At 72.5% G+C, this 20,642-nt stretch carries 15 protein-coding genes; 3 read left to right on the top strand and 12 right to left on the bottom strand.

Annotated elements, in window-relative coordinates; translation table 11 throughout:
- Positions 1-92: 92 nt before the first annotated feature.
- The 4 genes from O145_RS17315 to O145_RS09015 form a co-directional block, all read right to left on the bottom strand.
- Positions 93-890 (bottom strand): CHAP domain-containing protein, encoded by a 798-nt coding sequence (locus tag O145_RS17315; protein ID WP_169740335.1) that lies wholly within the window; start codon positions 888-890, stop codon positions 93-95.
- A gap of 70 nt (positions 891-960) precedes the next feature.
- Complete coding sequence (locus O145_RS18145; RefSeq protein WP_156966682.1) at positions 961-1,449, bottom strand: hypothetical protein; 489 nt, start codon at positions 1,447-1,449, stop codon at positions 961-963.
- 714 nt (positions 1,450-2,163) lie between these two features.
- Positions 2,164-2,895 (bottom strand): hypothetical protein, encoded by a 732-nt coding sequence (locus O145_RS09020; protein ID WP_043562354.1) that lies wholly within the window; start codon positions 2,893-2,895, stop codon positions 2,164-2,166.
- Between the two features lie 135 nt (positions 2,896-3,030).
- Positions 3,031-4,299, bottom strand: a complete 1,269-nt coding sequence (locus O145_RS09015) for an OmpA family protein (RefSeq protein WP_052374902.1) — start codon at positions 4,297-4,299, stop codon at positions 3,031-3,033.
- A 109-nt stretch (positions 4,300-4,408) separates the two neighbouring features.
- On the opposite strand from O145_RS09015, the gene O145_RS09010 reads away from it, so the two are divergent.
- Positions 4,409-6,304, top strand: a complete 1,896-nt coding sequence (locus tag O145_RS09010; protein ID WP_043562353.1) for an alpha/beta hydrolase — start codon at positions 4,409-4,411, stop codon at positions 6,302-6,304.
- A gap of 36 nt (positions 6,305-6,340) precedes the next feature.
- Here the strand turns inward: O145_RS09010 and O145_RS09005 are convergent, their stop codons facing one another.
- The 6 genes from O145_RS09005 to O145_RS08980 all read right to left on the bottom strand — a co-directional run bounded on the left by O145_RS09005 (position 6,341) and on the right by O145_RS08980 (position 14,827).
- Positions 6,341-7,321 carry a sensor histidine kinase gene (locus tag O145_RS09005; protein ID WP_229118473.1) on the bottom strand — a complete coding sequence of 327 codons (981 nt, stop codon included), beginning with the start codon at positions 7,319-7,321 and terminating at the stop codon, positions 6,341-6,343.
- Positions 7,318-8,061: a response regulator transcription factor gene (locus O145_RS09000; protein ID WP_043562352.1), complete on the bottom strand. Its 744-nt coding sequence runs from the start codon at positions 8,059-8,061 to the stop codon at positions 7,318-7,320. Before O145_RS09000 ends, O145_RS09005 begins: the two co-directional genes overlap by 4 nt.
- A gap of 28 nt (positions 8,062-8,089) precedes the next feature.
- Complete coding sequence (locus O145_RS08995) at positions 8,090-8,680, bottom strand: hypothetical protein (protein WP_043562351.1); 591 nt, start codon at positions 8,678-8,680, stop codon at positions 8,090-8,092.
- A gap of 180 nt (positions 8,681-8,860) precedes the next feature.
- Complete coding sequence (gene topA, locus O145_RS08990) at positions 8,861-11,872, bottom strand: type I DNA topoisomerase (RefSeq protein ID WP_043562350.1); 3,012 nt, start codon at positions 11,870-11,872, stop codon at positions 8,861-8,863.
- Between the two features lie 219 nt (positions 11,873-12,091).
- The gene (locus O145_RS08985) at positions 12,092-13,411 is read right to left on the bottom strand and encodes a hypothetical protein (protein ID WP_043562349.1); all 1,320 of its coding nucleotides are present in this window, start codon (positions 13,409-13,411) and stop codon (positions 12,092-12,094) included.
- Positions 13,412-13,441: 30 nt separating this feature from the next.
- Positions 13,442-14,827, bottom strand: coding sequence for a PAS domain-containing protein (locus tag O145_RS08980; RefSeq protein WP_052374901.1), 1,386 nt, complete (start codon positions 14,825-14,827; stop codon positions 13,442-13,444).
- A 276-nt stretch (positions 14,828-15,103) separates the two neighbouring features.
- Here O145_RS08980 and O145_RS08975 point away from each other — a divergent pair, with 276 nt between their 5' ends.
- The gene (locus O145_RS08975; RefSeq protein ID WP_043562348.1) at positions 15,104-15,847 is read left to right on the top strand and encodes a response regulator transcription factor; all 744 of its coding nucleotides are present in this window, start codon (positions 15,104-15,106) and stop codon (positions 15,845-15,847) included.
- Positions 15,848-15,955: 108 nt separating this feature from the next.
- Positions 15,956-17,725 (top strand): sensor histidine kinase, encoded by a 1,770-nt coding sequence (locus O145_RS08970; RefSeq protein ID WP_084682499.1) that lies wholly within the window; start codon positions 15,956-15,958, stop codon positions 17,723-17,725.
- A gap of 87 nt (positions 17,726-17,812) precedes the next feature.
- Here O145_RS08970 and O145_RS08965 read toward each other — a convergent pair whose 3' ends face one another.
- Both O145_RS08965 and O145_RS08960 read right to left on the bottom strand, forming a co-directional pair.
- The gene (locus tag O145_RS08965; RefSeq protein ID WP_229118472.1) at positions 17,813-18,766 is read right to left on the bottom strand and encodes a phosphatase PAP2 family protein; all 954 of its coding nucleotides are present in this window, start codon (positions 18,764-18,766) and stop codon (positions 17,813-17,815) included.
- Positions 18,767-18,975: 209 nt separating this feature from the next.
- Positions 18,976-20,640 carry a DUF7059 domain-containing protein gene (locus tag O145_RS08960; protein WP_043562346.1) on the bottom strand — a complete coding sequence of 555 codons (1,665 nt, stop codon included), beginning with the start codon at positions 20,638-20,640 and terminating at the stop codon, positions 18,976-18,978.
- Positions 20,641-20,642 lie beyond the last annotated feature (2 nt).

The following is a 20,642-nucleotide window of genomic DNA, read 5'->3' as shown; positions in this document are numbered from 1 at the left end:
CCGAGATCGGTCCAGTCCCGCACCGAGATCGGTCCAGTCCCGCACCGAGATCGGTCCAGTCCCGCACCGAGATCGGTCCAGAAAGCATATTCTCAGTGAACATGAATAAATCCCGTGACCTGCGATGCGGATACAGTGCGGGTGTGATACTGCCCACTGTATCCGTAATTGTATTCCTCGATGCTGACATCATTTCCAGAAACGCCAGACACCCAGGCGACATGTCCCGCCGACCACCAGGCCACGGCACCGCGCTCAGGACTGCTGTCGACGCCGAACCCGGCAGACCTTGCGGCAGATCCCCACTCATGCGCATTTCCCCAGTGGACCCCCGCGTACGAATTGGTGAACGGGATTCCGTTCCGACTGTTGAGGCACCATGCAACAAATGATGTGCACTCTCGATTGTAAAATCTCCAGGGATCGACAAGAACGTCCTGGGCGGCACCCTTAAGATTGGACGGATAGTCATCTCCAACCGGCCCTCCATCCTCCTGGGCGACTTGTCCGGACGCAGGACTCACAGGAGGAATGCCGTAAGTCCCGTTGTCGGCGTCCTCCGGAGATATCCAGCTCACCGAGTGCAGACCCGCAGACTTGTAGTCCGAATCAGCCGTCGCCGAGTGCACCTCCACCGCACCCGACCCCGTATTCCGCGTCTTCACGAAGAACAAGTCGGAGCCAACCATCTGGAAACACCCGTTGTCGGCGTCCTCCGGAGACATCCAGCTCACCGAGTGCAGACCCGCAGACTTGTAGTCCGAATCAGCCGTCGCCGAGTGCACCTCCACCGCACCCGACCCCGTATTCCGCGTCTTCACGAAATACAAGTCGGAGCTCGGAGCTGCCTGGGCGGGCGGCGTCGCCAGTTCGCGAATCCCAAGAATCACCCCGCCAACTATTGCGCCTCGAACGAATGTCCGCCTGGCAAGAGGGGCCGACAAGACCGACTGCGGATTCTTATATAGCATCATCGCCCAGATCCTCTACTGTAACTCGTGTTGCTTCTGGAGACTGTTGCGTGGGAATTACTTCGCGACCCACAAGCTGAGGCTCCCGCCCCCTGCGGCGGACGACGACCAGCGGTTTCGCACCTGAGACATGGGCTGCGGTCGCCGCCACCTTCACACGCATCAGAGAATCAACAAATTTCTTGTCGGGACAGGGAATCTTCGCCCCGAACCGGTCAAGGGGCGTCTCATGGATGAGATTCTGGTCGTCGGCAAAGGTGTACACGACGACGGGGCGTTGGACCTGGGGCAGCACTTCGTTAGTGTCACCGAGGCGGAGGGCATCGCTCGAGCGCAGGCCGAGCACAGCAACAGCGCCCGCTGGGAGCCCGGTTGCCGATGCCCCGGGAGCCGGCACTACCTGGCCCGCAACGCCGGCGCTGATCGGTGCGCTTCGGAGCTCAGGACTGATGATCCGACGGTCATCGACGATCGCCACGACTCGACCCTTGTCGGCCACCGTCCTCACCTCGTCTCACGCGGGCTAGCGCCCAAGCAACAAGAGCAGTATCCACTCGCCCTGCCGTCCGCGGAAAGTATGAGTTCTTGTACAACTTTATCGGTGGGCGAGACAACCGCCCGACGCCGTCCAGACGGTCAGCGCGACACAGGACTGAACCGATCTCGACGCGGAACCGGACCGATCTCGACGCGGAACTCGACCGATCTCGGCGAAGGGGACGGGCGCGCGCGGGCGCCCTTCTCTGCTGGGTCGTACCTTGGACGCCGCGAGCTGGCGGAGAGACGGGAGACTCCCGGACTCGATCATCTGGAGCGATTGATTCCTTGGGAGTGCGGGCGGCGCGGCCAACGTCGACTGCGGTCTGCAACGTGAACGTACCTTTCTCCCATCCTACTGGGGGCAGAGGTCAGTAGGATGGGAGAAAGGTACGTCGGTGTTGCAAAGGTACGTTCACGTTCTGGTGCGCTCCGGGCGGGCGGCCGGACGCCGAGCCCGCCCGAGCCCGCCCGCAGCCCCGGGAGACCGGCGCCCCGGACGCCTTGACCTCACCCGCGCCGCCCGACCCGCGCCGCGAGGCCGCGGAAACCGGAACCGCGCCGATCCCCACGGCGCCCAAGAGCGTCGGCCATCTCAAAGCCGCATGGGATGGCTCTCCCTACTAGGCGCGCGCCCAACCCCGGACTCGATCATCTAGTCGTCCTCGGCCTGGTTCTTGATCGTGTTGTGGTCGCCAAGATCCTTGATCTGCGGAGTGTTGCCGGCCCACAGCACGGTGCTGAAGCTGCTGGAGACGGTGACGCTCTTGGTGTCGCGCACATAGACAGCGGAATTGCTGTTGACAATAACGTTCTGCGCGTAGTCGACAATGACGGTGACATGCTCGCCGCTCACCGTCAGGTTCGTCACGTCGCCCTCGATGACAACCGTCGCGAACGAGCGATCGACAACAACCTGGCCGTTGTCCGGCGTCATCGTCTTCTTGTCCCTGGACTGCTGGGCGCGGACCCACTCCTTGCTGGTGATAGTGGCCCCCGCGCCCGGGCGCTCGGGATCGGGGGACGCCGTGCCTCCCTGGTCCGTCAGCGGAGGCAGTGCGGTTGGGCTGCCGCTCGGCGTGGGCATGTCCCCGTCCGAATCCTCCGAGGACTCCTGCGACGGGTCGGCGGCGGAGTGGGAGGAGGCGCCCGCGGAGCCCTGCGAATCCGCCGACCCGCCCCGGTCCAGGTTGACCGTGCAGGCCCCCAGACCCGCGCTCAGCGCTACGACGCAGGCGAGGGCGACCAGACGGCGCGCAGGACGTGGACGGGACGGCATGGGGCCGGCGTCGGCAACGGCGGAGGCGGCTGAGAGCGCGGAGGCGGCGCTCACGGTGGTAGCGGAGCTCGCGGCGCTGATAGTGCTCCTGGTGCTTGCAGCGGTCATGACGTGCTCCTTGCAGGTAAGTGAGGTGGACAGGGGTTTGTGCTCGGCGCGGGTGCTCCCGCTGTTGCCGGCGCGCCCGTGGCTGGGCCGTCCGCCGGGGCCGTCCGCAGACGAACCGGCGCGGCCCGCCACGGCTCAGAAGACCGGAACCATAATCTCAACCCGTCGGTTGAGCTGGCGCCCGGCAGGGTCGTCCGAGCCGTCGGGAGTGGTGTTGGGAGCGGCCGGCCGGGTCTCCCCGTAGCCGACGGCGGTGAGCTCGGTGGTGGCGCCGGCATCGCGCAGGGCGTCGACGACGGCCTGGGCGCGCTGCTCGGAGAGGGTCTGGTTGTAGGCCTCGTCGGCGACGGAGTCGGTGTGCCCGGCCACGGTGGCCTTCGGGGCCCCGGCCTGGGTGAGCACCCGGGCCAGGGAGCTGAGCAGCTCGCTCGACTCGGGGCGGACCTGGTAGGAGTCGACGTCGAACAGGATGCTGGAGTCCAGGGAGATGGCGGTGCCGCAGGACTTCACCGGCCTGACGGCGTCGATCGAAGGGAAGGACCCGACCTTGCCGACCGGCGGCAGGGGCTTGGCGGCGGTGCTCCGGCCGTTGACCAGCGCCGTGCCGTCGCCGTGGTTGACAATGGACAGCGCCCCGTCCGTGTAGCTCCCCGTGCCGTCGCCGTTATTGACGATGCTCACGGAGCCCCGCTTGTAGGAGCCCGAGCCGTTGCTGTTGACCACGATGCTCTCCCCGGTGGCGGAGTTGGTGGAGGTGCCCGATCCGTCGGTGTTGACGGTCACCGACAGGGTCGCATCCGCATAGGTTCCTGAGCCGTCGCCATTGGTCACGATCTTCGTGGTCCCATTCGTGTAGGAGCCGGAGCCGTTGCCATTGTCGACGACGGTCGCCCCGCCGTCGGAGGAGGAGGCGCCGGCGGTCGAGCCGCCGCTGTCGGGGGCGGCCGGGCCGCCGCTGATCAGGACGGTACCGGTGGAGCCCGCGGAGATGCCTCCGGACTGGTCGCAGCGGGCCGGGGAGACGGTGACGCCGGGCACGGAGTCGACGGTGGCGGTCTGATCGGATGTCAGGGCGCCGTCCCCGGCGGCGAGCAGCCCCATGTCGGGCAGGGTGAACAGGGGCACGGGCGGCGCCTCGCCCGGGGCGTAGCCGGGGGCCGTCGCGCCGGCGGAGGCGGCCGCGGTCGGCGCGGTCGCCGACTCCGTCGCATCCGCAGTCTGGTCGGGGCCGACGGCGGTGGCCGGGGCGGTCTCGTCGGCCTGCGGGGAGGATGTCGCCACCGGCGTCGAGGAGCCGCAGGCGCTCAGGGCGAGGCAGGCGGCCCCGAGCAGGACCGTGCAGGCGACGGGTCGCGTGCGACGCGCACCGGGGCCGGCGGCGGGGAAGCGGATCGAGTGGTTCATGGAGACGACCCTACGAACGGAATGTCGCAGCGGTGTCCTCGCGCTGTCGCCGTCCTGCGACAGATGAGACGGGCGGAGGGCGACGCGCGCGTCGTGGTACTTTCTCAGCATGACGTCAGCCTGGAGATTCTGTCTCAGGCGTCCCGCAGCGGCGCTGGCGGCTCTCAGCCTGTGCGCCGCCCTGACGGCCTGCCGGCCGGGTCCGGCGGGCCCCGACGGCGCGCACGACGAGTCGGGACCGCCCGGCGCGCAGACGGGATCCGACCCGTCCGCGGGCGACCCAGCGGCAGGCGGCTCGCCGGACTCGCCATCGGGCGGCGCCCCGGCGGGCCTGGAGACCTTCTATGACCAGGAGCTCAGCTGGGCCGACTGCGCGGACGGCGCGGACGGCTACCAGTGCGCCACCGCCACCGTCCCGCTGAGCTACGACGATCCCGACGGCGAGACCATCTCCATCGCCCTCAGGCGCCTACCGGCCTCCGACGGCACGGCCGAGCTCGGCTCCCTGTTCCTCAACCCCGGCGGGCCGGGCGGCAGCGGCACCGGCATGGTCGCGACCGCCGCCGCCTCGTACACCCCCGAGATGCTCGCCTCCTACGACCTGGTCGGCTTCGATCCGCGCGGCGTCGGTGACTCGACCCGCCTGACCTGCTGGGACGCCGACGAGGTCGCGCAGAGCGGCGGCGTGGCCGGTGACGCGGCGCCGCCCGGCGGAAGTGTCGACGACGGCGCCGCTCCGGCCCCGGCGTCGGGCATCAGCGCGGTCCCGGCGGCCGATCCCAGCCCGGTCCCAGAGGAGACCGAGGCCTCCCCGACGCCCGACGCCACCGCGCCGCCGACGGCAGGCGCCGAGACCCCGCCGTCGGGCGACGCCACCGCGACCCCGAAGATCGACGGCATCTTCTGGACGTCGACGGCAGCCAAGGGGACCGCCGACGCCAACGCCTGCCGGACCTACTCCGAGGTCGGAGGCCTCATCGACCACATGGGCAGGTTCGACGTGGCCCGCGACCTCGACGTCCTGCGCTCCGCGGTCGGCGACGAGCGGCTCAGCTACCTCGGCTACTCCTACGGCACCGTCATCGGCAGCGCCTACGCCGAGCTCTTCCCGGGCAGTGTCGGGCGCGTCATCCTGGACAGCGCCCAGGACCCGGCGCTGACCCGCACGGAGGTGGCCGACACCCAGCTCACCTACCGGGAGGGCCGGGCGCGGGCGTACCTCGAGTCCTGCCTGGGGCAGGCGGGCTGCCCGCTCACCGGCACCGTCGACGACGCCGTCTCCCAGCTGATCGCCTTCTTCAAGGGCCTGGGCACCGAGCCGCTCACCATCACCCAGACGGACGGGCGGACCGGCCGGATGGACGCCGCGACCGCCTTCAACCACGCGCAGAACCTGTGGCTGGCCCGGCCCGAGTACTGGCCCGCGCTGACCAGGGCGCTGTCCCAGGCGATGAGCCGGCACGACGGCACCGAGCTCGCGCGCGTGGGCGCCCTGGCCCCGGGCGCGGGGCAGATCTCAAAGCCGGCGTCGCAGCAGGAGGCGTCATACGCCATGACCTACACGGCGGTGATCTGCGCCGACTCGCCCGATGTCGCCGACCAGGCCACCTGGAACGCGGAGGCCGCGAAGTCCGCCGAGGACTACCCGCTCATGAACGCCATGGGCTCCCTGCCGGCCGGGACCGACGCCTACTGCCACGGCTGGGGCGTCACCGCGAGCTCCGCGCCGGCCGAGGTCCACGCCTCCGGCTCGGCGCCGATCCTCGTCGTCGGCGTCGACGGGGACTCCCAGACCCCCTACTCGTGGGCCCGGTCCCTGGCCTCGCAGCTCGACGCCGGGCACCTGCTCACCGTCGAGGGCTACGAGCACGGCGCCTCCCTGTCGAACACGTGCGCCGTCTCGCGCGTCAGCGACTACCTGGTCGATGGCGCGCTGCCCGACGAGGGCGCGAGCTGCCCGATCGACCCGCTGCCCGCCGACGTCGCCGAGGGGCTCGCGAAGTAGCGCCCGGACCCGCCCCTTTTCACCGAGATCGCGGGCTCAGGCGGCTCTCGCGGGACCAGGGCCCGCCACCGGGAGCACGAGCCACACGCGTGTGCCCACGCCCTCGCGCGAGGCCATGCCCACATTCCCGCCGTGGCGCTGCGCGATCGTGCGCACCAGGGGCAGGCCCAGCCCGGAGCCGGGCAGGGCGCGGGCGTTGCCGGCGCGGCCCAGCTCGCGGAAGACGAGCCCCATCTCCCGCTTGGGCACGCCGATGCCCGTGTCGGCGACCTCGATCGTCACCGCGCCGCCCTCCTCGCGGCCGCGCACCTCCACCGCCCCGCCGGCGGGGGTGTACTTGGCCGCGTTGGACACGATGTTGTAGACGGCCGAGTAGAGGAGGTCGCCGTCGCCGCGCACGTGCGGCAGGGGCCAGGGGGCCGACGGCAGGTCGAGGCGGATGCGCACGGCGACCCCGCGCCCGGCGGCCTCCTCGATGACGGCGGTCACGGCGTCCTGGACCGTCTCGGCCAGGTCGACGTCCTCCAGGGCCAGGGGCGCCGCCTCCAGCTCGGCGAGCTTGCGCAGGTCGGTCAGCAGCCGGCTCATCCTGCGGGACTGCGCGTCGACGACCTCGAGGTTGACGGCAATGGCGGGGGACGCGCCCCGCGAGGCGTCGGCGACGGCGGCGCGCACCGCCGTCAGCGGGTTCTTGAGCTCGTGGTCGAGGCGCCGCAGGAACTGGCGGTGCTGCGTGCGCGCCTCCTCCTGGACCTGGAGGCGCACCCGCCGGAGCGCGGCCTCCCGACGACGCCGGCCGACGGCCACTGCCAGGGCGACCAGGAGGGCGGCGGCCAGGATCTCGCCGACCACCAGCGCGGGCGAGGCCGTCACCCGCAGGCTCAGGTCGCCCCACAGCAGCCAGCTGACCGCGGTGAGCACGACCGCGGCCCCGAGGGCGACGGCCCACCCGGCCAGGGCGCGGCGGGCCGGCCAGCCCCCTTCCGAGGACGACCGGTCCGCGCCGTCCCGTCTCACGCGTGGACCTCGGCGCGGAAGCGGTACCCCACGGAGGGGACGGTCTCGATGTAGGCGGGGGCCGAGGCGTCGTCGCCCAGGACCCGGCGGATCTCCCGCACGCGGTGGTCGACGGCGCGCGTGGAGGAGGCGAAGTCGATGCCCCACAGGGCCGACAGAAGGGCGTCGCGGGTGTGGAGCTCGCCGGGGTGGCTCATGAGGTAGTCCAGGAGCGTCACGGCCTTCGGCGTCAGGGAGAACTCGCGGCCGCGGAGCTCGACGCGGCGCGCCGGCCGGTGCAGGACGAGGTCGCCGGACACGAGGCGGGTCGCGGCGGTCAGGGGCTGCCCGGTCCCCCGGGTGCGGCGCAGGACCGCCCGGATGCGGGAGGCGAGCTCGGCGGGGTCGAAGGGCTTGGACAGGTAGTCGTCGGCGCCGTCGTCCAGGGCGGAGACCCGCTCGTAGGAGGCATCGACCTGGGTGAGCAGGATGATGGGGGTCCAGGCGCCGCCGGCCCGCACCCGCCGCACCAGCTCCCGCCCGTCCATGCGCGGCATGAGGACGTCGGAGACGACAATGTCGATCTCGTAGGCGGCCAGGAGCTCCAGGGCCTCCGCGCCGTCCGACGCCGGCATGACCCGGTAGCCGCTGCGCTCCAGGTAGGGGCCCAGGGAGCGGCGGATCGGGGCCTCGTCGTCGACGAGCAGGACCGTGGCGGACGGCGCGGCGGGCGGGGGGAGCGGTGCGGCGGGCCGGGTCACACGGGCCTCGCTGCGGAGCCTTCTGGGTTCACTGGGTGAGCCTTCCGGTGGTGTTGTCGGCGCCCTGGTCCTGGATGTCGGGGTCGTCCCCGAGCCAGTGGACGGTGACGCCGGCGCCCTGGATCTGGACGTGGTCGATGTCGCGAGCATAGACGACGACGTTGGAGCCCTGGACGATGAGGGTGCCGACGTTCTCGGCGGCGACCTTGGCGCCGGCGCCCTGGATGGTCAGGGTCTCGAGGTCGCCCACCAGGTTGAGGGTCGCGCCCGCGTCCGCAACGGAGTAGGCGCCGGAGACCTCCGTGCGCTCGCCGGTGTCGACAATCTCCTTCCAGGCCGGGTCGGTGACGGGAGCCTTCTCGTCGTCGCCGTCGGAGTCCTTCTTGCCGTCCGCGTCCTCCTTGTCCTCGGAGTCCCTGGTGGCTGTGGCGCCCTTGACGGTCGGGCCGTCGGTGCCGGCCGCGGCACCGGAGCCGGCGTCCGCCTGCGGGGCCTGGGAGGCCGCGGGGGAGGCGGTGGCGGCGGAGTCGGAGCCGTTGACGGACAGCGAGCAGGCCCCCAGGGACAGGGTCAGGGCCAGAGCGGCGGTACCGGCAAGAGCGGTCTTGGGAAGACGCATGTGAGTTCCTCTCGGGAATCAGCTGGGGCGTTTGTGCGGAGCACACACTACCGATTGCGTGGCCCGGCCCTGTCGCCGTGTTGTCGCAGGTCTGCGACGCCGCCCGTCGAGATCGGTTCACTTCCGCGTCGAGATCGGTCGTAGGACCGATCTCGAGCCGGAATACGACCGATCTCAGCGTCAGGAGCTCTCGGTCTGGGAGGGGGAGGCCGCCGCCCTCTTGCGGGTGGTCGTCTTCTTGGCGGTCGCCTTGCGGGTCGCCGTCGTCTTCCCGGCCGTCTTCTGAGCGGTCTTCCTGGCCGCGGTCCTGCGGGTCGTACGCCTCTTGGCGGGGCCCTTGGCGCGCTTCTCCGCGAGCAGCTCGTAGGCGCGCTCGGGGGTGACCGTGTCCGGGTCGTCACCGCGCCGCAGGGTCACATTGGTCTCGCCGTCGGTGAAGTACGGCCCGAAGCGGCCGTCCTTGATGACCACGGGCCGGCCGGACTGCGGATCCGTGCCGAGCTCGCGCAGCGGGCCGCGCGCAGCCGCCTGGCCGCGGCGCCGCTTGGGCTGTGCGAACAGCTCCAGGGCCTGCTCGAGGGTCACCGTGAAGATCTGCTCCTCGGTCTCCAGGGACCGCGAGTCCGCCCCCTTCTTCAGGTACGGGCCGTAGCGCCCGTTCTGGGCGGTGATGTCCACGCCCTCGGCGTCCTGGCCCACCACGCGCGGCAGGCTCAGCAGGTCGAGGGCCTGCTCGAGGGTCACCGCGGACAGGCTCATGGACTTCAGCAGGCTCGCGGTGCGGGGCTTGGGGCCCTTCGCCCTGGCAGTCCTGGCAGCGCGCCGCTTCGGCTTGTCGGTCCTGTCCGCCTCGCCGTCCGACGACGACGCCGCCTCCGCGGGCTCGGGGAGCACCTCGGTGACGTAGGGCCCGTAGCGGCCGTCCTTGGCGATGATCGTGTGCCCGGTGGCCGGGTCGACGCCGAGCTCGCGGCCGTCGTCGGCGGCGCGCTCGAACAGCTCGCGCGCCTTGGCCACGGTCAGCTCGTCGGGGGCGACGTCGGCGGGCACATTGGCCCGCTTGCCCTCGGCGTCCTCCAGGTAGGGGCCGTAGCGGCCCACCCGCAGGGTGATGCCCTCGCCGATCTCGATGGAGTTGACGGCGCGGGCGTCGATCTCGCCCAGGTTCTCCACCAGGCCCTTGAGGCCCTGCTCGGCGCCGGCCTGCGCACCATCGCCCCGCCCGGCGCCGACCGGCCCGCCGGCGCCCCGCTCACCGCTGTCGCCGTCGGCGGTCGCCCGCGCGCCCTGCCCGAAGTAGAAGCGGGTGAGCCAGTCGACCCGGTCCTCCCGCCCGGCGGCGATGCGGTCGAGGTCGGCCTCCATGGAGGCGGTGAAGTCGTAGTCGACCAGCTCGGCGAAGTTCTCCTCCAGCAGCCGGGTGACGGCGAAGGCGAGCCAGGTCGGCACGAGCGCCTGCCCGCGGTGGTCGACGTAGCCGCGGTCCGAGATCGTGGACATGGTCGCCGCGTAGGTGGAGGGACGGCCGATCTCGCGCTCCTCCAGGGCCTTGACCAGGGAGGCCTCGGTGTAGCGCGGCGGCGGGGTGGTCTCGTGGCCGGAGGCCTCGGCGGACAGGGCGGCGAGCTCATCGCCGGCGCTCATGGCCGGCAGGCGCACGTCCCTGCCCCCCCTGGCGCCGGTCCTGCCGCCCTCGGAGTCCGACTCGTAGCGCTCGGCGTCGCGCCCCTCCTCGTAGGCGGCGAGGAACCCGCGGAAGGTGATGACGGTGCCCGAGGCCGTGAAGCCGGCCGTGGCGAAGCCCGGGCCCGCGTCCCGCGACGCCCCGGCGGCGGGGGCCAGGGGCACATCCACGTGCACGGTGGCGGTCGAGCCGACGGCGTCGGCCATCTGGGAGGCGACCGTGCGCTTCCAGATGAGCTCGTAGAGGCGGAACTGGGAGCCGGTGAGCCGGTCCGCCACTTGGGCCGGGGTGCGGAAGTGGTCCCCGGCGGGGCGGATGGCCTCGTGGGCCTCCTGGGCGCCCTTGGACCTCGTGGCGTAGACGCGCGGGGCGGCGGGCACGTAGTCGGCCCCGTAGAGCTCGGCGACCTGGGTGCGCGCCGCGGCCACGGCCTGGCCGGACAGGACCGTGGAGTCGGTTCGCATGTAGGTGATGAAGCCGTTCTCGTACAGGCTCTGCGCCACCCTCATGGTCTCGCGCGGGTTCATGCGCAGCTTGCGGGAGGCCTCCTGCTGGAGGGTGGAGGTGGTGAAGGGGGCGGCCGGGCGACGCCGGTAGGGCTTCTCCTCGACCTGCGCCACGTGCGGGCGGCCGCGTCCGACGGCGTCGGCCACCGCCCGGGCCTCGACCTCGTGCAGGTGGATGGTGCCGGCCTTGAGCGCGGCGGGGCGCAGGGCCCCGGCGTCGGTGAAGTCCCGGCCGGTGGCCACGCGGCGCCCGTCAAGGGTCGCCAGGCGGGCGGTGAAGACGCCGGCGCGGGCGTCCTCGGAGGAGGCGGGCAGCCCCGCGGACGCCGCGGACGCCGCGGACTCCGCGGACTCCGCGGACTCTGCGGACGCTGAGAACTCTGCCTCCACGCCCCAGTAGCCGGCCGGCACGAAGGCCATGCGCTCCCGCTCGCGCTCGACGACCAGCCGCGTGGCCACCGACTGGACGCGGCCGGCGGACAGGCCCGCGCGGACCTTGCGCCACAGCACGGGGCTGACCTCGTAGCCGACCAGCCGGTCCAGGATGCGGCGGGTCTCCTGGGCGTCCACCAGATGGATGTCCAGGTCCCGGGTGCCGGCCAGCGCCCGGGTGACGGCCTCCTTGGTGATCTCGGTGAAGGTCATGCGGCGCACGGGCACCTTGGGCTTGAGGACCTGGAGGAGGTGCCAGGCGATGGCCTCCCCCTCGCGGTCGTCGTCGGTGGCGAGGTAGAGCTCGTCGGCGCCCTTGAGCGCCTTGCGGAGCTGGGCGACCGTTTTCTTCTTGTCGGGGTTGATGACGTAGTAGGGCTTGAACCCGTCCTCGACGTCGACCGCGAACTTGCCGTAGGGGCCCTTCTTCTGAGCGGCCGGCAGCTCGGAGGGCTGGGCCAGGTCGCGGATGTGGCCTACGGAGGCCTCGACGTCGAAGTCGTCGCCCAGGTATGCGGCAATGGAACGGACCTTGTTGGGGGACTCGACGATGACAAGCTTGGTGGACACGGCTGCCTTCCTCGCGTTTCTTCCGACGGTCCCGCCCCACCGCGGGGCCCGCCCGGAGATGCCGGAGACCGTCGGACGGCCTCCTGCGGGCGACTGTAACGCATCGTCCGGCACCGCAGGGCGCGGGTTCGTCCCCCGGCCCCCGCGGGCGCCCGACACCGGCCTCGACACGCCGCCCGCCGGCCCGCCGGTCCATCGGCCGATGTGTCAGCCGATCTGTCAGCCGATCTCAGCCAGGGCCGACTGGAGCGTCCGCAGACGACGGCGGATCACGGCGTCGTCGAAGGGCAGGTGCAGGCCGCGGCACTCCGCGGCCAGCGCCGCCATGCCGCGCACCTCGGGCGTGCCGCGCTCGACCAGGGCCGTGGCCCGGGCGACGGCGGCGGAGGCGCCCCGGCCGCTGTAGCGGTCCACCCAGCGGCTGAGTCGGCGCACCATGCGGTCCAGGCTCGGGGTGATGCGGCCCAGCTCGGCGTCGAGGGAGACCACGCCCTCCTCGACCTCGGCGCACAGCGGCCCGAGGCCGGAGAAGCCGTCCTCGAGGGCCCCGCACAGGTCCCGGATCGATCCCGCGGGGTCCTCCTCGCTGCCGTCCAGGACGGAGCGGGCGAAGCGCCCCACCATGAGCGTGAGCAGGCGCATGAGCGCCACCGAGAAGCGCAGGTCCAGCACCGACTGGCGCAGGGCGTCCATGCGGTCGGGCAGGGCGCGCAGCGCCGGCGCCGTAGCGCGGGACAGGTCGATGACCTGGGAGGCCAGGGCGTCCGCCTTGTCCATAATGTTGAGCGCGCGGCCGCCCACGACCTCGCCGAAGGCCTCGGTGCGGTCGGCCACGTCGAGCAGGACGTCCTTGGTGCTGGCCAGGGAGGTCAGCAGCCGCAGGTACTCCTCCAGCTCGAAGACGAGCAGGTTGGTGTCCTTCTCGATGTGGCCGACGATCGTCAGGATCTGGGTCACGGGACCGGACACCGGCGGGGGCGCCGGCACGCGCACGCCCGCGGAGACCAGGTCGGAGACCTCGCGGGGCAGCTGCGCCAGCGTCATCGCGTGCAGGGACTCGATGCCGATGGCGCCCAGCTCGCGGGTCAGCTCGCCGGCGCCGTACTCGCCGATCTGACGCCGTGAGGCGCCGCGCGCGGCGACCGTGCGCTCCCGGGAGCGCACGGTGCGGTAGATCTGCTCGGCCGCCTGCTGCGTGACGGTGTCGAGCGGCTTGGTGCGCACCGAGAGGTACCCGCCGTCGATCGGCACGATGGTGGCGAAGACGCGGTAGTCCAGGCCGTCCGCCGCACGGTTGACCACGTAGGCGCACACCGGCTTGTCGGCCTGGAGGTCGTCCCACATGAGCCTGAAGACGCCCGCGGGCATGTCCAGGTGCCGGATGATGTTGTGGGGCGCGCTGATGAGCCGCTCGCGCGTGTACCGCGACAGGGTGTCGAAGGTGCGGTTGGTCCGCAGAATGACGCCCTTGGGATCGGTCGTCGAAAAGAAGATGTCGTCTGGTTCGAAGAACCTCTCGTATCCGACCTGAGACTCCACGTCTGCTCTCTCCTGAATGCTCGGGGCGCGTCAGCACACGCCTCCGGGGATAGAGGCGGCTCTCATACCGAGCTCGGCGATCGCGCTAGATACCGACATGCTAGCACCATCCATCGCATCCGCATTGTAAGAGAGGTCCAGGCCTCGGCAGCGGGCCGCGAGCGCCGCCAGCGAGGACATCTCGGGAAAGCCCGCGTCCGACAGGCGCTCGGCCTCCCCCAGCAGCGCCAGGATGTCGCCCTCCTTGCCCTCGCGCAGGGAGGCGTACTCCCCCTGCAGCGCGCGCAGCCAGCGGCCGAAGGGGCGCCTCGTGCGGTCGAGGTCGGAGACGACCAGGCGCATGGCGCCGTCGAGCTCGTCGCGCCGGGCGCCGAGATCGGCGCAGGCCGCGCCGACGGCCGCCAGGTCGGCGGCCAGCGCGCGGTGGAGCTCGGTCATCGCGGCCGGGACGTCCTCCTCCGTGCCATCGACCACGGCAGCGGCGTAGGAGCCGAGCACCAGGGTGTGCAGACGCATCAGGGAGGCGCGGAAGCTCAGCTCCTGGACGGCCCGGTACAGCGAGGAGACGGTCTCGGTCAGACCCGTGAGCTGCTCGACGGCGTGAGCGGTGCGCTCCGCCACTCGCGCCGCCACGGCGGGCACCGAGGACTCGGGGTCCTGGCTGTCGAACATGGAGACGAGCTCGCCGGTACGGCGCGCCCGCTCGATGATCGCGGGCGCCTCCTCCATCCAGGCGCCCAGGCCGTCCAGCAGGGAGCGGTAGCCGCCCATCTGCCCGACGAGCGTGTCGCTGTCGCGCTCGATGTCGCGGGCGCAGCCCAGGATCGTGGCGGCTGGGCCCTCCATCCCGTGGCGGACCGGAACGCGCACCCCCTCGTCGATGAGGAGGACGGCCTCGGTGGGCAGGGAGGCGACGCTGAAGGCCGACAGCGAGGGGAACCCGAGGGCGGCGAGCTCGGCCAGCAGGACCTCGGCCCCCTTCTCGGCCACCTGGCGGCGCGGGACGCCCTGCTCGGCCGCCTCGCGCTCGATCGCGCGCACGCGGCCGTAGACCTCGCGGACCGCGGCGAACGTGCCGTCATCGAGGGGCTTGGTGCGCACCGAGACGTACCCGTCCTCGATGGCCGTCACCGTGGCGAAGACCCAGTAGTCGCGCCCGTCGCCGGCGCGGTTGAGCACGTAGGCGCACACGGGCCGCCCGGCCTGGATGTCGTCCCACATGAGCTTGAAGACGCCGGCCGGCATGTCGTCATGGCGGATAATGTTGTGCGGCGCACCAATCATCTCCTCGCGCGGATGGCGCGCGAGTGTGAGGAAGGTCTGGTTCGCGTTGCGGATGACGCCCTTGAGGTCAGTCGTCGAGAAGAAGACGTCCTCGGCGCCGAAGAGGCGCTCATTGCCCTGGATGGTTTCCACGAGTGTCCCGGTAAGGTAGAAGGGGAAATATATTCACCGGTAAGCCTGCCTCAGGCGCCGCGCTGACACCCAACCCTCGATGGTTACAAAAATGTAACGTGGTCCCGAAATGGCCTATAAGCGGCACATATCACACCCGTGGACGCACCATCGTCCTACCACAGGCGGGGCGCCCGTCACATTCTCCCGCCACACCCCGGCCCAGTCCCGGAACACGGCCGCGACGACGGCCGCGACGCACAGTCGCGGCACAGGAAACTCTTGTTGGATGTTCCTATGAGCACCTCCTCTGAGACCCTCACCCGCCCCGACGGCTCACCCGTGCGCGTCCTCGTCGTCGACGACGAGCAGATGCTGGCCGACCTGCTGGCCTCGGCCCTGCGCTACGAGGGCTGGGAGGTGACCACCGCGGGCACCGGCGTCGCCGCCGTGCGCGCCGCCCGGGAGATCGAGCCCGACGTCGTCGTCCTGGACATTATGCTGCCCGACTTCGACGGCCTGGAGGTCATGCGCCGCATCCACGGCCGCCAGTCGAACGTGCCCGTCCTGTTCCTCACGGCCAAGGACGCGGTGGAGGACCGCGTCGCCGGGCTGACCGCGGGCGGCGACGACTACGTCACCAAGCCCTTCTCCCTGGAGGAGGTCGTCGCCCGGCTGCGCGCCCTCCTGCGCCGCTCCGGCGCGAGCGCCGAGCAGCGCGACGAGCTGCTGGAGGTCGGGGACCTGCGCATGAACGAGGACTCCCACGAGGTCTGGCGCGGCGAGGACGAGATCCACCTGACCGCCACCGAGTTCGAGCTGCTGCGCTACCTCATGCGCAACCCCCGGCGGGTCCTGTCCAAGCCCCAGATCCTGGACCGGGTGTGGAACTACGACTTCGGCGGCCAGGCCAACATCGTCGAGCTCTACATCTCCTACCTGCGCCGCAAGATCGACAAGGGCCGCGAGCCGATGATCCACACCATGCGCGGCGTCGGCTACGTGCTCAAGCCCGCCGACCCCGGCCGGTCGCAGGGCTGAGGCCGCCGGGGCCGGATCGTGAACGCCCAGTACTCCTCCGCCTCCGGGCTGCGCCCGCGCAGCCTGCGCACCAGCCTCGTCGTCGGCGTCCTCGGGCTCGTGCTCCTCATGGCGGCCGCCATGGGCGCGTTCTCCACGCTCACGCTGCGCCACACGCTCATGAACCGGCTCGACGACCAGCTCACGGCGGCCTCCCACCGCGCCGAGATGCGCCGCCACGGCACGGAGCACGACGAGTCCGACCTCAGCGGGGACGCCGCGGCCCCCGCCCCGTCGTCGTCCGCCTCCGCCTCCCCGCAGCCCGGCGCCTGCGAGACCCCGGGCCCCGGCAAGGCGCCCGGGGACGCCAGGCCGATCCCCGCGGGCCTGGACGCCGCCGGGCAGTCCGCCGGCACGCTGACCCTCATCGCCTCAGGCGCGCGCGACAGCCAGGACGCCCAGGGCTCGGCATCGACCTCCTCAACCGTGACGGCCGGGTACATCGACGACGACGGCCACTACCAGGGCCTGACCCAGGCCGAGTGCCAGGCGCTGCTGTCCCTGGAGGCCACCGGGCGGCCGGTCACCGTCGACATCGGTTCCCTGGGCTACTACCGGGTGCTGGTGACCAAGGACACCAAGACCGGCGACATCGTCATCACGGGCCTGTCCATGAAGGTAGACAACGCGCTCGTGCGCGCCCAGCTCCTCATCGAGGGGGCCATCGCCGTCGCCGGCACCCTCATTGTGGCGCTGGCCGGCAGCGTCATGGTGCGCTCCGCCCTGGCTCCCCTGAAGCGGGTCGCGTGCACGGCCGAGCGCGTCGCCTCCCAGCCCCTGGCGCGCGGCGAGGTCAGCATCGACGAGCGCGTGCCCGAGGCGGACCTGGCCTCCTCCCTGGAGGTCGGCCAGGTCGGCGCGGCGCTCAACACCCTGCTCGGCCACGTCGAGGAGGCCCTGGCGGCGCGGCAGCGCAGCGAGACCCAGGTGCGCCAGTTCGTGGCCGACGCCTCCCACGAGCTGCGCACCCCGCTGGCCTCGATCCGCGGCTACACCGAGCTCATCGCCCGGGAGGGGGCCGACGCCGCCCTGCCCGAGGAGGCCGTGCACGCCCTGGACCGGGTGCACTCCGAGTCGCTGCGCATGAGCCGGCTCGTGGAGGACCTGCTGCTCCTGGCGCGCCTCGACGCCGGGCGCGAGCTGCGCCGCGACGAGGTGGACCTGGTCGGCATCCTGCTGGACACCGTCTCCGACGCCCACGCCGCGGGCCCCGACCACGTCTGGGACCTCAGCCTGGCCGTCCTCGACCCGCCCGCGGACCTGAGCGAGGACGAGCGCGAGGACTTCGAGCCCGAGCCGCCGCTGGTGCTGGGCGACGAGGCGCGCCTGCGCCAGGTCATGGTCAACCTCCTGGCCAACGCCCGCGTCCACACGCCGGCGGGCTCGCGGGTGAGCGTGACCCTGACGCGCCGCCCGGTCGGGGGCGGCCCCGACGGCGCCGGCTCCGGCCCGCGGGGCGCACCGTCCGGACCCGACGCCCCCGAGGCGGGGACCGGCGAGCCGGCCGACCGGGCGGAGGCCCGCGGAACCGGGGACGCCGGACCCGGGGCCGCCCGCGGTCCCGGAGAGCTCGTCATCACGGTCGCCGACGACGGCCCGGGCATCGACCCGGAGGTGCGCGACAGGATGTTCGAGCGCTTCGCCCGCGGGGACGCCTCGCGGGAGCGGCGCACCGGGTCGACGGGCCTGGGCATGAGCATCGCGCTGGCGATCGTCCAGTCCCACGGCGGCACGCTCACCGTGGACTCCCGGCAGGCTCCCGAGGGCTCCCCCGAGGGCGCGCCGCACGGCACGACCTTCACGGTGACGCTGCCCGCCGCCGGCGACGACGTCGCGTAGAACCGTCGGCCGCCGAGATCGGTCGAGCTCCGCGCCGAGATCGGTTCGCGCAGCATCCGCGACGGCTGCGCGCGGCCCGGCCCTGCGTCAGAGCCTGTGCCGCGCCGTCCCCCAGTCGGTCAGGTCCACCAGGGCCGCCATCGCCAGGCAGGTGATTCCCACGACGGCGGCCGACCCGGTGGCGTAGGAGGCGAAGAGCACGCGGCGGGTCGCCAGCGCATCGATCCTCATCCAGACCCAGACGCCCAGGAGGACCGCCGCCAGCGTGCTGACCGCGCCGAGCACCGCGAGCAGGGTGTTGCCGGTCTTCTGGGCCCGCAGGCGCGGCAGCGGCGGTGGGCGGCGCGCGGCGTCGTCGGAGCCCTCCCCGGCGTCCCCGGCCCTTCCCTGCGGGGCGCCGTAGAAGGTCGAGTCCCACACTCCCCCGGCCACCGCCAGAGCGCCCCAGGCCACGGGCAGGAGGACGGCGGTCATCACGTCGGAGGGGCGGTGCCACTGACACACGAGGGTGGAGTAGCCCATGGCGATGGCGAACAGCGCCCCCGCCCAGGCAGACAGCGCCCGCCACCTCCTGCCCGACAGCAGGATGAGGGCGACGGCGGCCGAGGTCGCCATGGTCGTGTGGCCCGAGGGCAGGGTGTTGGCGTTGTCCCAGCGCGCGGAGATGCTGTAGTCCGGCCGCCACAGGATCGAGTACTTCAGGGCCTGGGCGGACAGGTTCGACCCCACCACGGCGATGACGGCCCACACCGCCCGCCGATGGCTCCTGCGCAGCAGGCCGATGAGCAGAATGATGCCGACCAGCGCCGCCGCGGCCTGGATGGAGACCACCGAGAGCACGGTGTGGGCCAGGGCGCTGATGTAGTGCGCGCCGATCTCGGACCCCTTCAGCGCGGCCGCCTCCAGCTCCTGGCCCCTGCGGGACAGGACGAAGACGCCCCACAGGCCGAGGATCATCCCCAGGCAGACCACCGCGAGCAGCGCCCCGCGCAGGCGCAGTCGCCTGGCAGGGCTGTGCGCGAGCGGGCGGAAGAAGGTCACCGGCAGATCGTAGGAGCCGATCCTGGGTGTGTCGGCGCGCTATCTCACTCCCCCGGGTACGACGTCCACCACACAGTTCCCTCGACGGCCCGCCCGGTCGCGCGGCCGCCGGCGCGAGCGCGCCCGGTCCGGGGAGCGGGCGCTGATTCCGCGCCGCGGCCGCCCGCAGCGGGCGCCGACCGCGAGGTCAGAGAAATATCAGGAAAACGTTATCGAAGCGTGAGGAAGCCGTCGCCCGCGAGCGCGCGTGTCGCCGCCACGAGGTCGGCCCGCAGCGCCTCGGCCTCGGCGCCCGCCGGCCCCGTCAGGCCCGTCAGCCCTGTGAGTGCGGCCACCGCGCCCGCGATCTGGGCTACGCTGAGCTCGCCGTCGGCGACGTCCACCAGCGCCGCGAGCGCGGTGTCGGCCCGCACCGTGCGGCCCAGGCCGCCGCCCTGGCGGATGAGGATGACGGTCGGGTCGCTCGCGCCGGGGCGCAGGTGGCGCTCCTGGGTGACGTCGGGGGCGACGACGGGATGCAGCGCGGCCACGTCGTCGTCGCTCATGGCCGCCAGGCGGCTGCGCGCGGCGATGACCTGCGCCACGTGCTCCCCCAGCGGCCCGGAGGGGGCGGCGCCCACCTCCTCCAGCACTCGCCAGGGCTCGCGTCCGCCGTCGTCGGGGCCGGGGCGGTGCACGATGAGGTAGCCCAGGCCGACCGCCTCGATGCCGCGGGCGGCGAAGTCGTCAATCCAGGCGCCGAGCCGGGCGTTGAAGGCGGCCTCGTCGCGCTCGGGGGCGGTGCCGCCGTCGCGCAGCCACATGGCGGCGTACTCCACCGGGTCCTGCCGCTCGCGCTGGACGACCCAGGCGTCGAGGTCGTCCGGCAGCCAGGCGCGCACGCGCTCGCGCCAGTCGTGCCCGCGGTGGTGCTCCCAGTTGCCGAGCATGACGGCGGTGCCGCCGGGGCGCAGGTGCTCGCCGACGGCGGGCACGAGGGCGGGCAGCACCGGGGTGCCGGCGTCGCGGTACTCCATGAGCGGCAGGCCGGCCTCGCGCACGGCGGGCGGGGTCAGGACGAAGGGCGGGTTGGTGGCGATCAGGTCGAAGTCGCGGCCGGCCAGGGGCTCCAGGAGGGAGCCGCGGACCAGCTCCAGGCGGTCGGGGCCGGTGCCGGCCAGGGCGGCGTTGAAGGCGGTGAAGGCCAGGGCGCGCGCGGAGATGTCGGTGGCGGTGACGCGGTCGGCGTGGCGCAGGAGGTAGAGGGTCTGGATGCCGCAGCCGCAGCCCAGGTCCAGGGCGGCGGCGACGGGGGCGCGCGGGGTCAGGCCCGCCAGGGTCAGGCCCGCTCCGCCGATGCCCAGGACGTGGTCGGGGGCGAGCTCGTGGCCGGTGGTGAGCTCGCCGATGTCGGAGGCGATCCACCAGCGCACGTCGCCGGTGTCGTCGACCGCCTCGTGGGGGCGCAGGTCGACGGCGGTGCGCAAGACGGCGGGGCGTGGCCCGGGGCACGACGACGGGGCCGCGGCGTCGGGCCCACCGGCCCCGGCGGGGCGGACGAGGCCCATGGCCAGCGCGCCACCGGCGCCAGTGCGCGGCAGGGCGGCATCGAGCTCGTCGGCCCCGACGGGCTCGCCGAGCATGAACAGGGCGGTGAGCACCGCGACCGGGGACGGGGCGGCGCCGGTGGCGCGGCTGTCGGCCAGGGCCGCGCGGACGGCGCGCAGGGCGGGCAGACGGATCTCACGGCGCAGGGCGTCGTCGGCGACCGGCCCCAGGAGGCGCCGGGTGGACTCCACGCCCCAGCCGCTGGCCGTCAGGTCCTCGCGCAGGGCGCAGGCCTGCTCCGCCGTGGCGACGGGCGGCGGGGTCGAGGGCGGGGACGGTGCGCTCATGG

The sequence above is a fragment of the Actinomyces israelii DSM 43320 genome, assembly GCF_000711965.1.
Classification (GTDB): Bacteria; Actinomycetota; Actinomycetes; order Actinomycetales; family Actinomycetaceae; genus Actinomyces; species Actinomyces israelii.
Note: the sequence above shows the minus strand (reverse complement) of the source record. Positions and strands in the feature narration are given on the sequence as shown.

What these genes read in the sequence shown, in the direction of transcription:
- O145_RS08975 (WP_043562348.1), top strand. Translation starts at nt 15,104, where the DNA reads ATGAGCACCTCCTCTGAGACCCTCACCCGCCCCGACGGCTCACCCGTG.
- O145_RS09015 (WP_052374902.1), bottom strand. Translation starts at nt 4,299, where the DNA reads ATGAACCACTCGATCCGCTTCCCCGCCGCCGGCCCCGGTGCGCGTCGC.
- O145_RS08995 (WP_043562351.1), bottom strand. Translation starts at nt 8,680, where the DNA reads ATGCGTCTTCCCAAGACCGCTCTTGCCGGTACCGCCGCTCTGGCCCTG.
- O145_RS08970 (WP_084682499.1), top strand. Translation starts at nt 15,956, where the DNA reads ATGGCGGCCGCCATGGGCGCGTTCTCCACGCTCACGCTGCGCCACACG.
- O145_RS09010 (WP_043562353.1), top strand. Translation starts at nt 4,409, where the DNA reads ATGACGTCAGCCTGGAGATTCTGTCTCAGGCGTCCCGCAGCGGCGCTG.
- O145_RS09020 (WP_043562354.1), bottom strand. Translation starts at nt 2,895, where the DNA reads ATGACCGCTGCAAGCACCAGGAGCACTATCAGCGCCGCGAGCTCCGCT.
- O145_RS08960 (WP_043562346.1), bottom strand. Translation starts at nt 20,640, where the DNA reads ATGAGCGCACCGTCCCCGCCCTCGACCCCGCCGCCCGTCGCCACGGCG.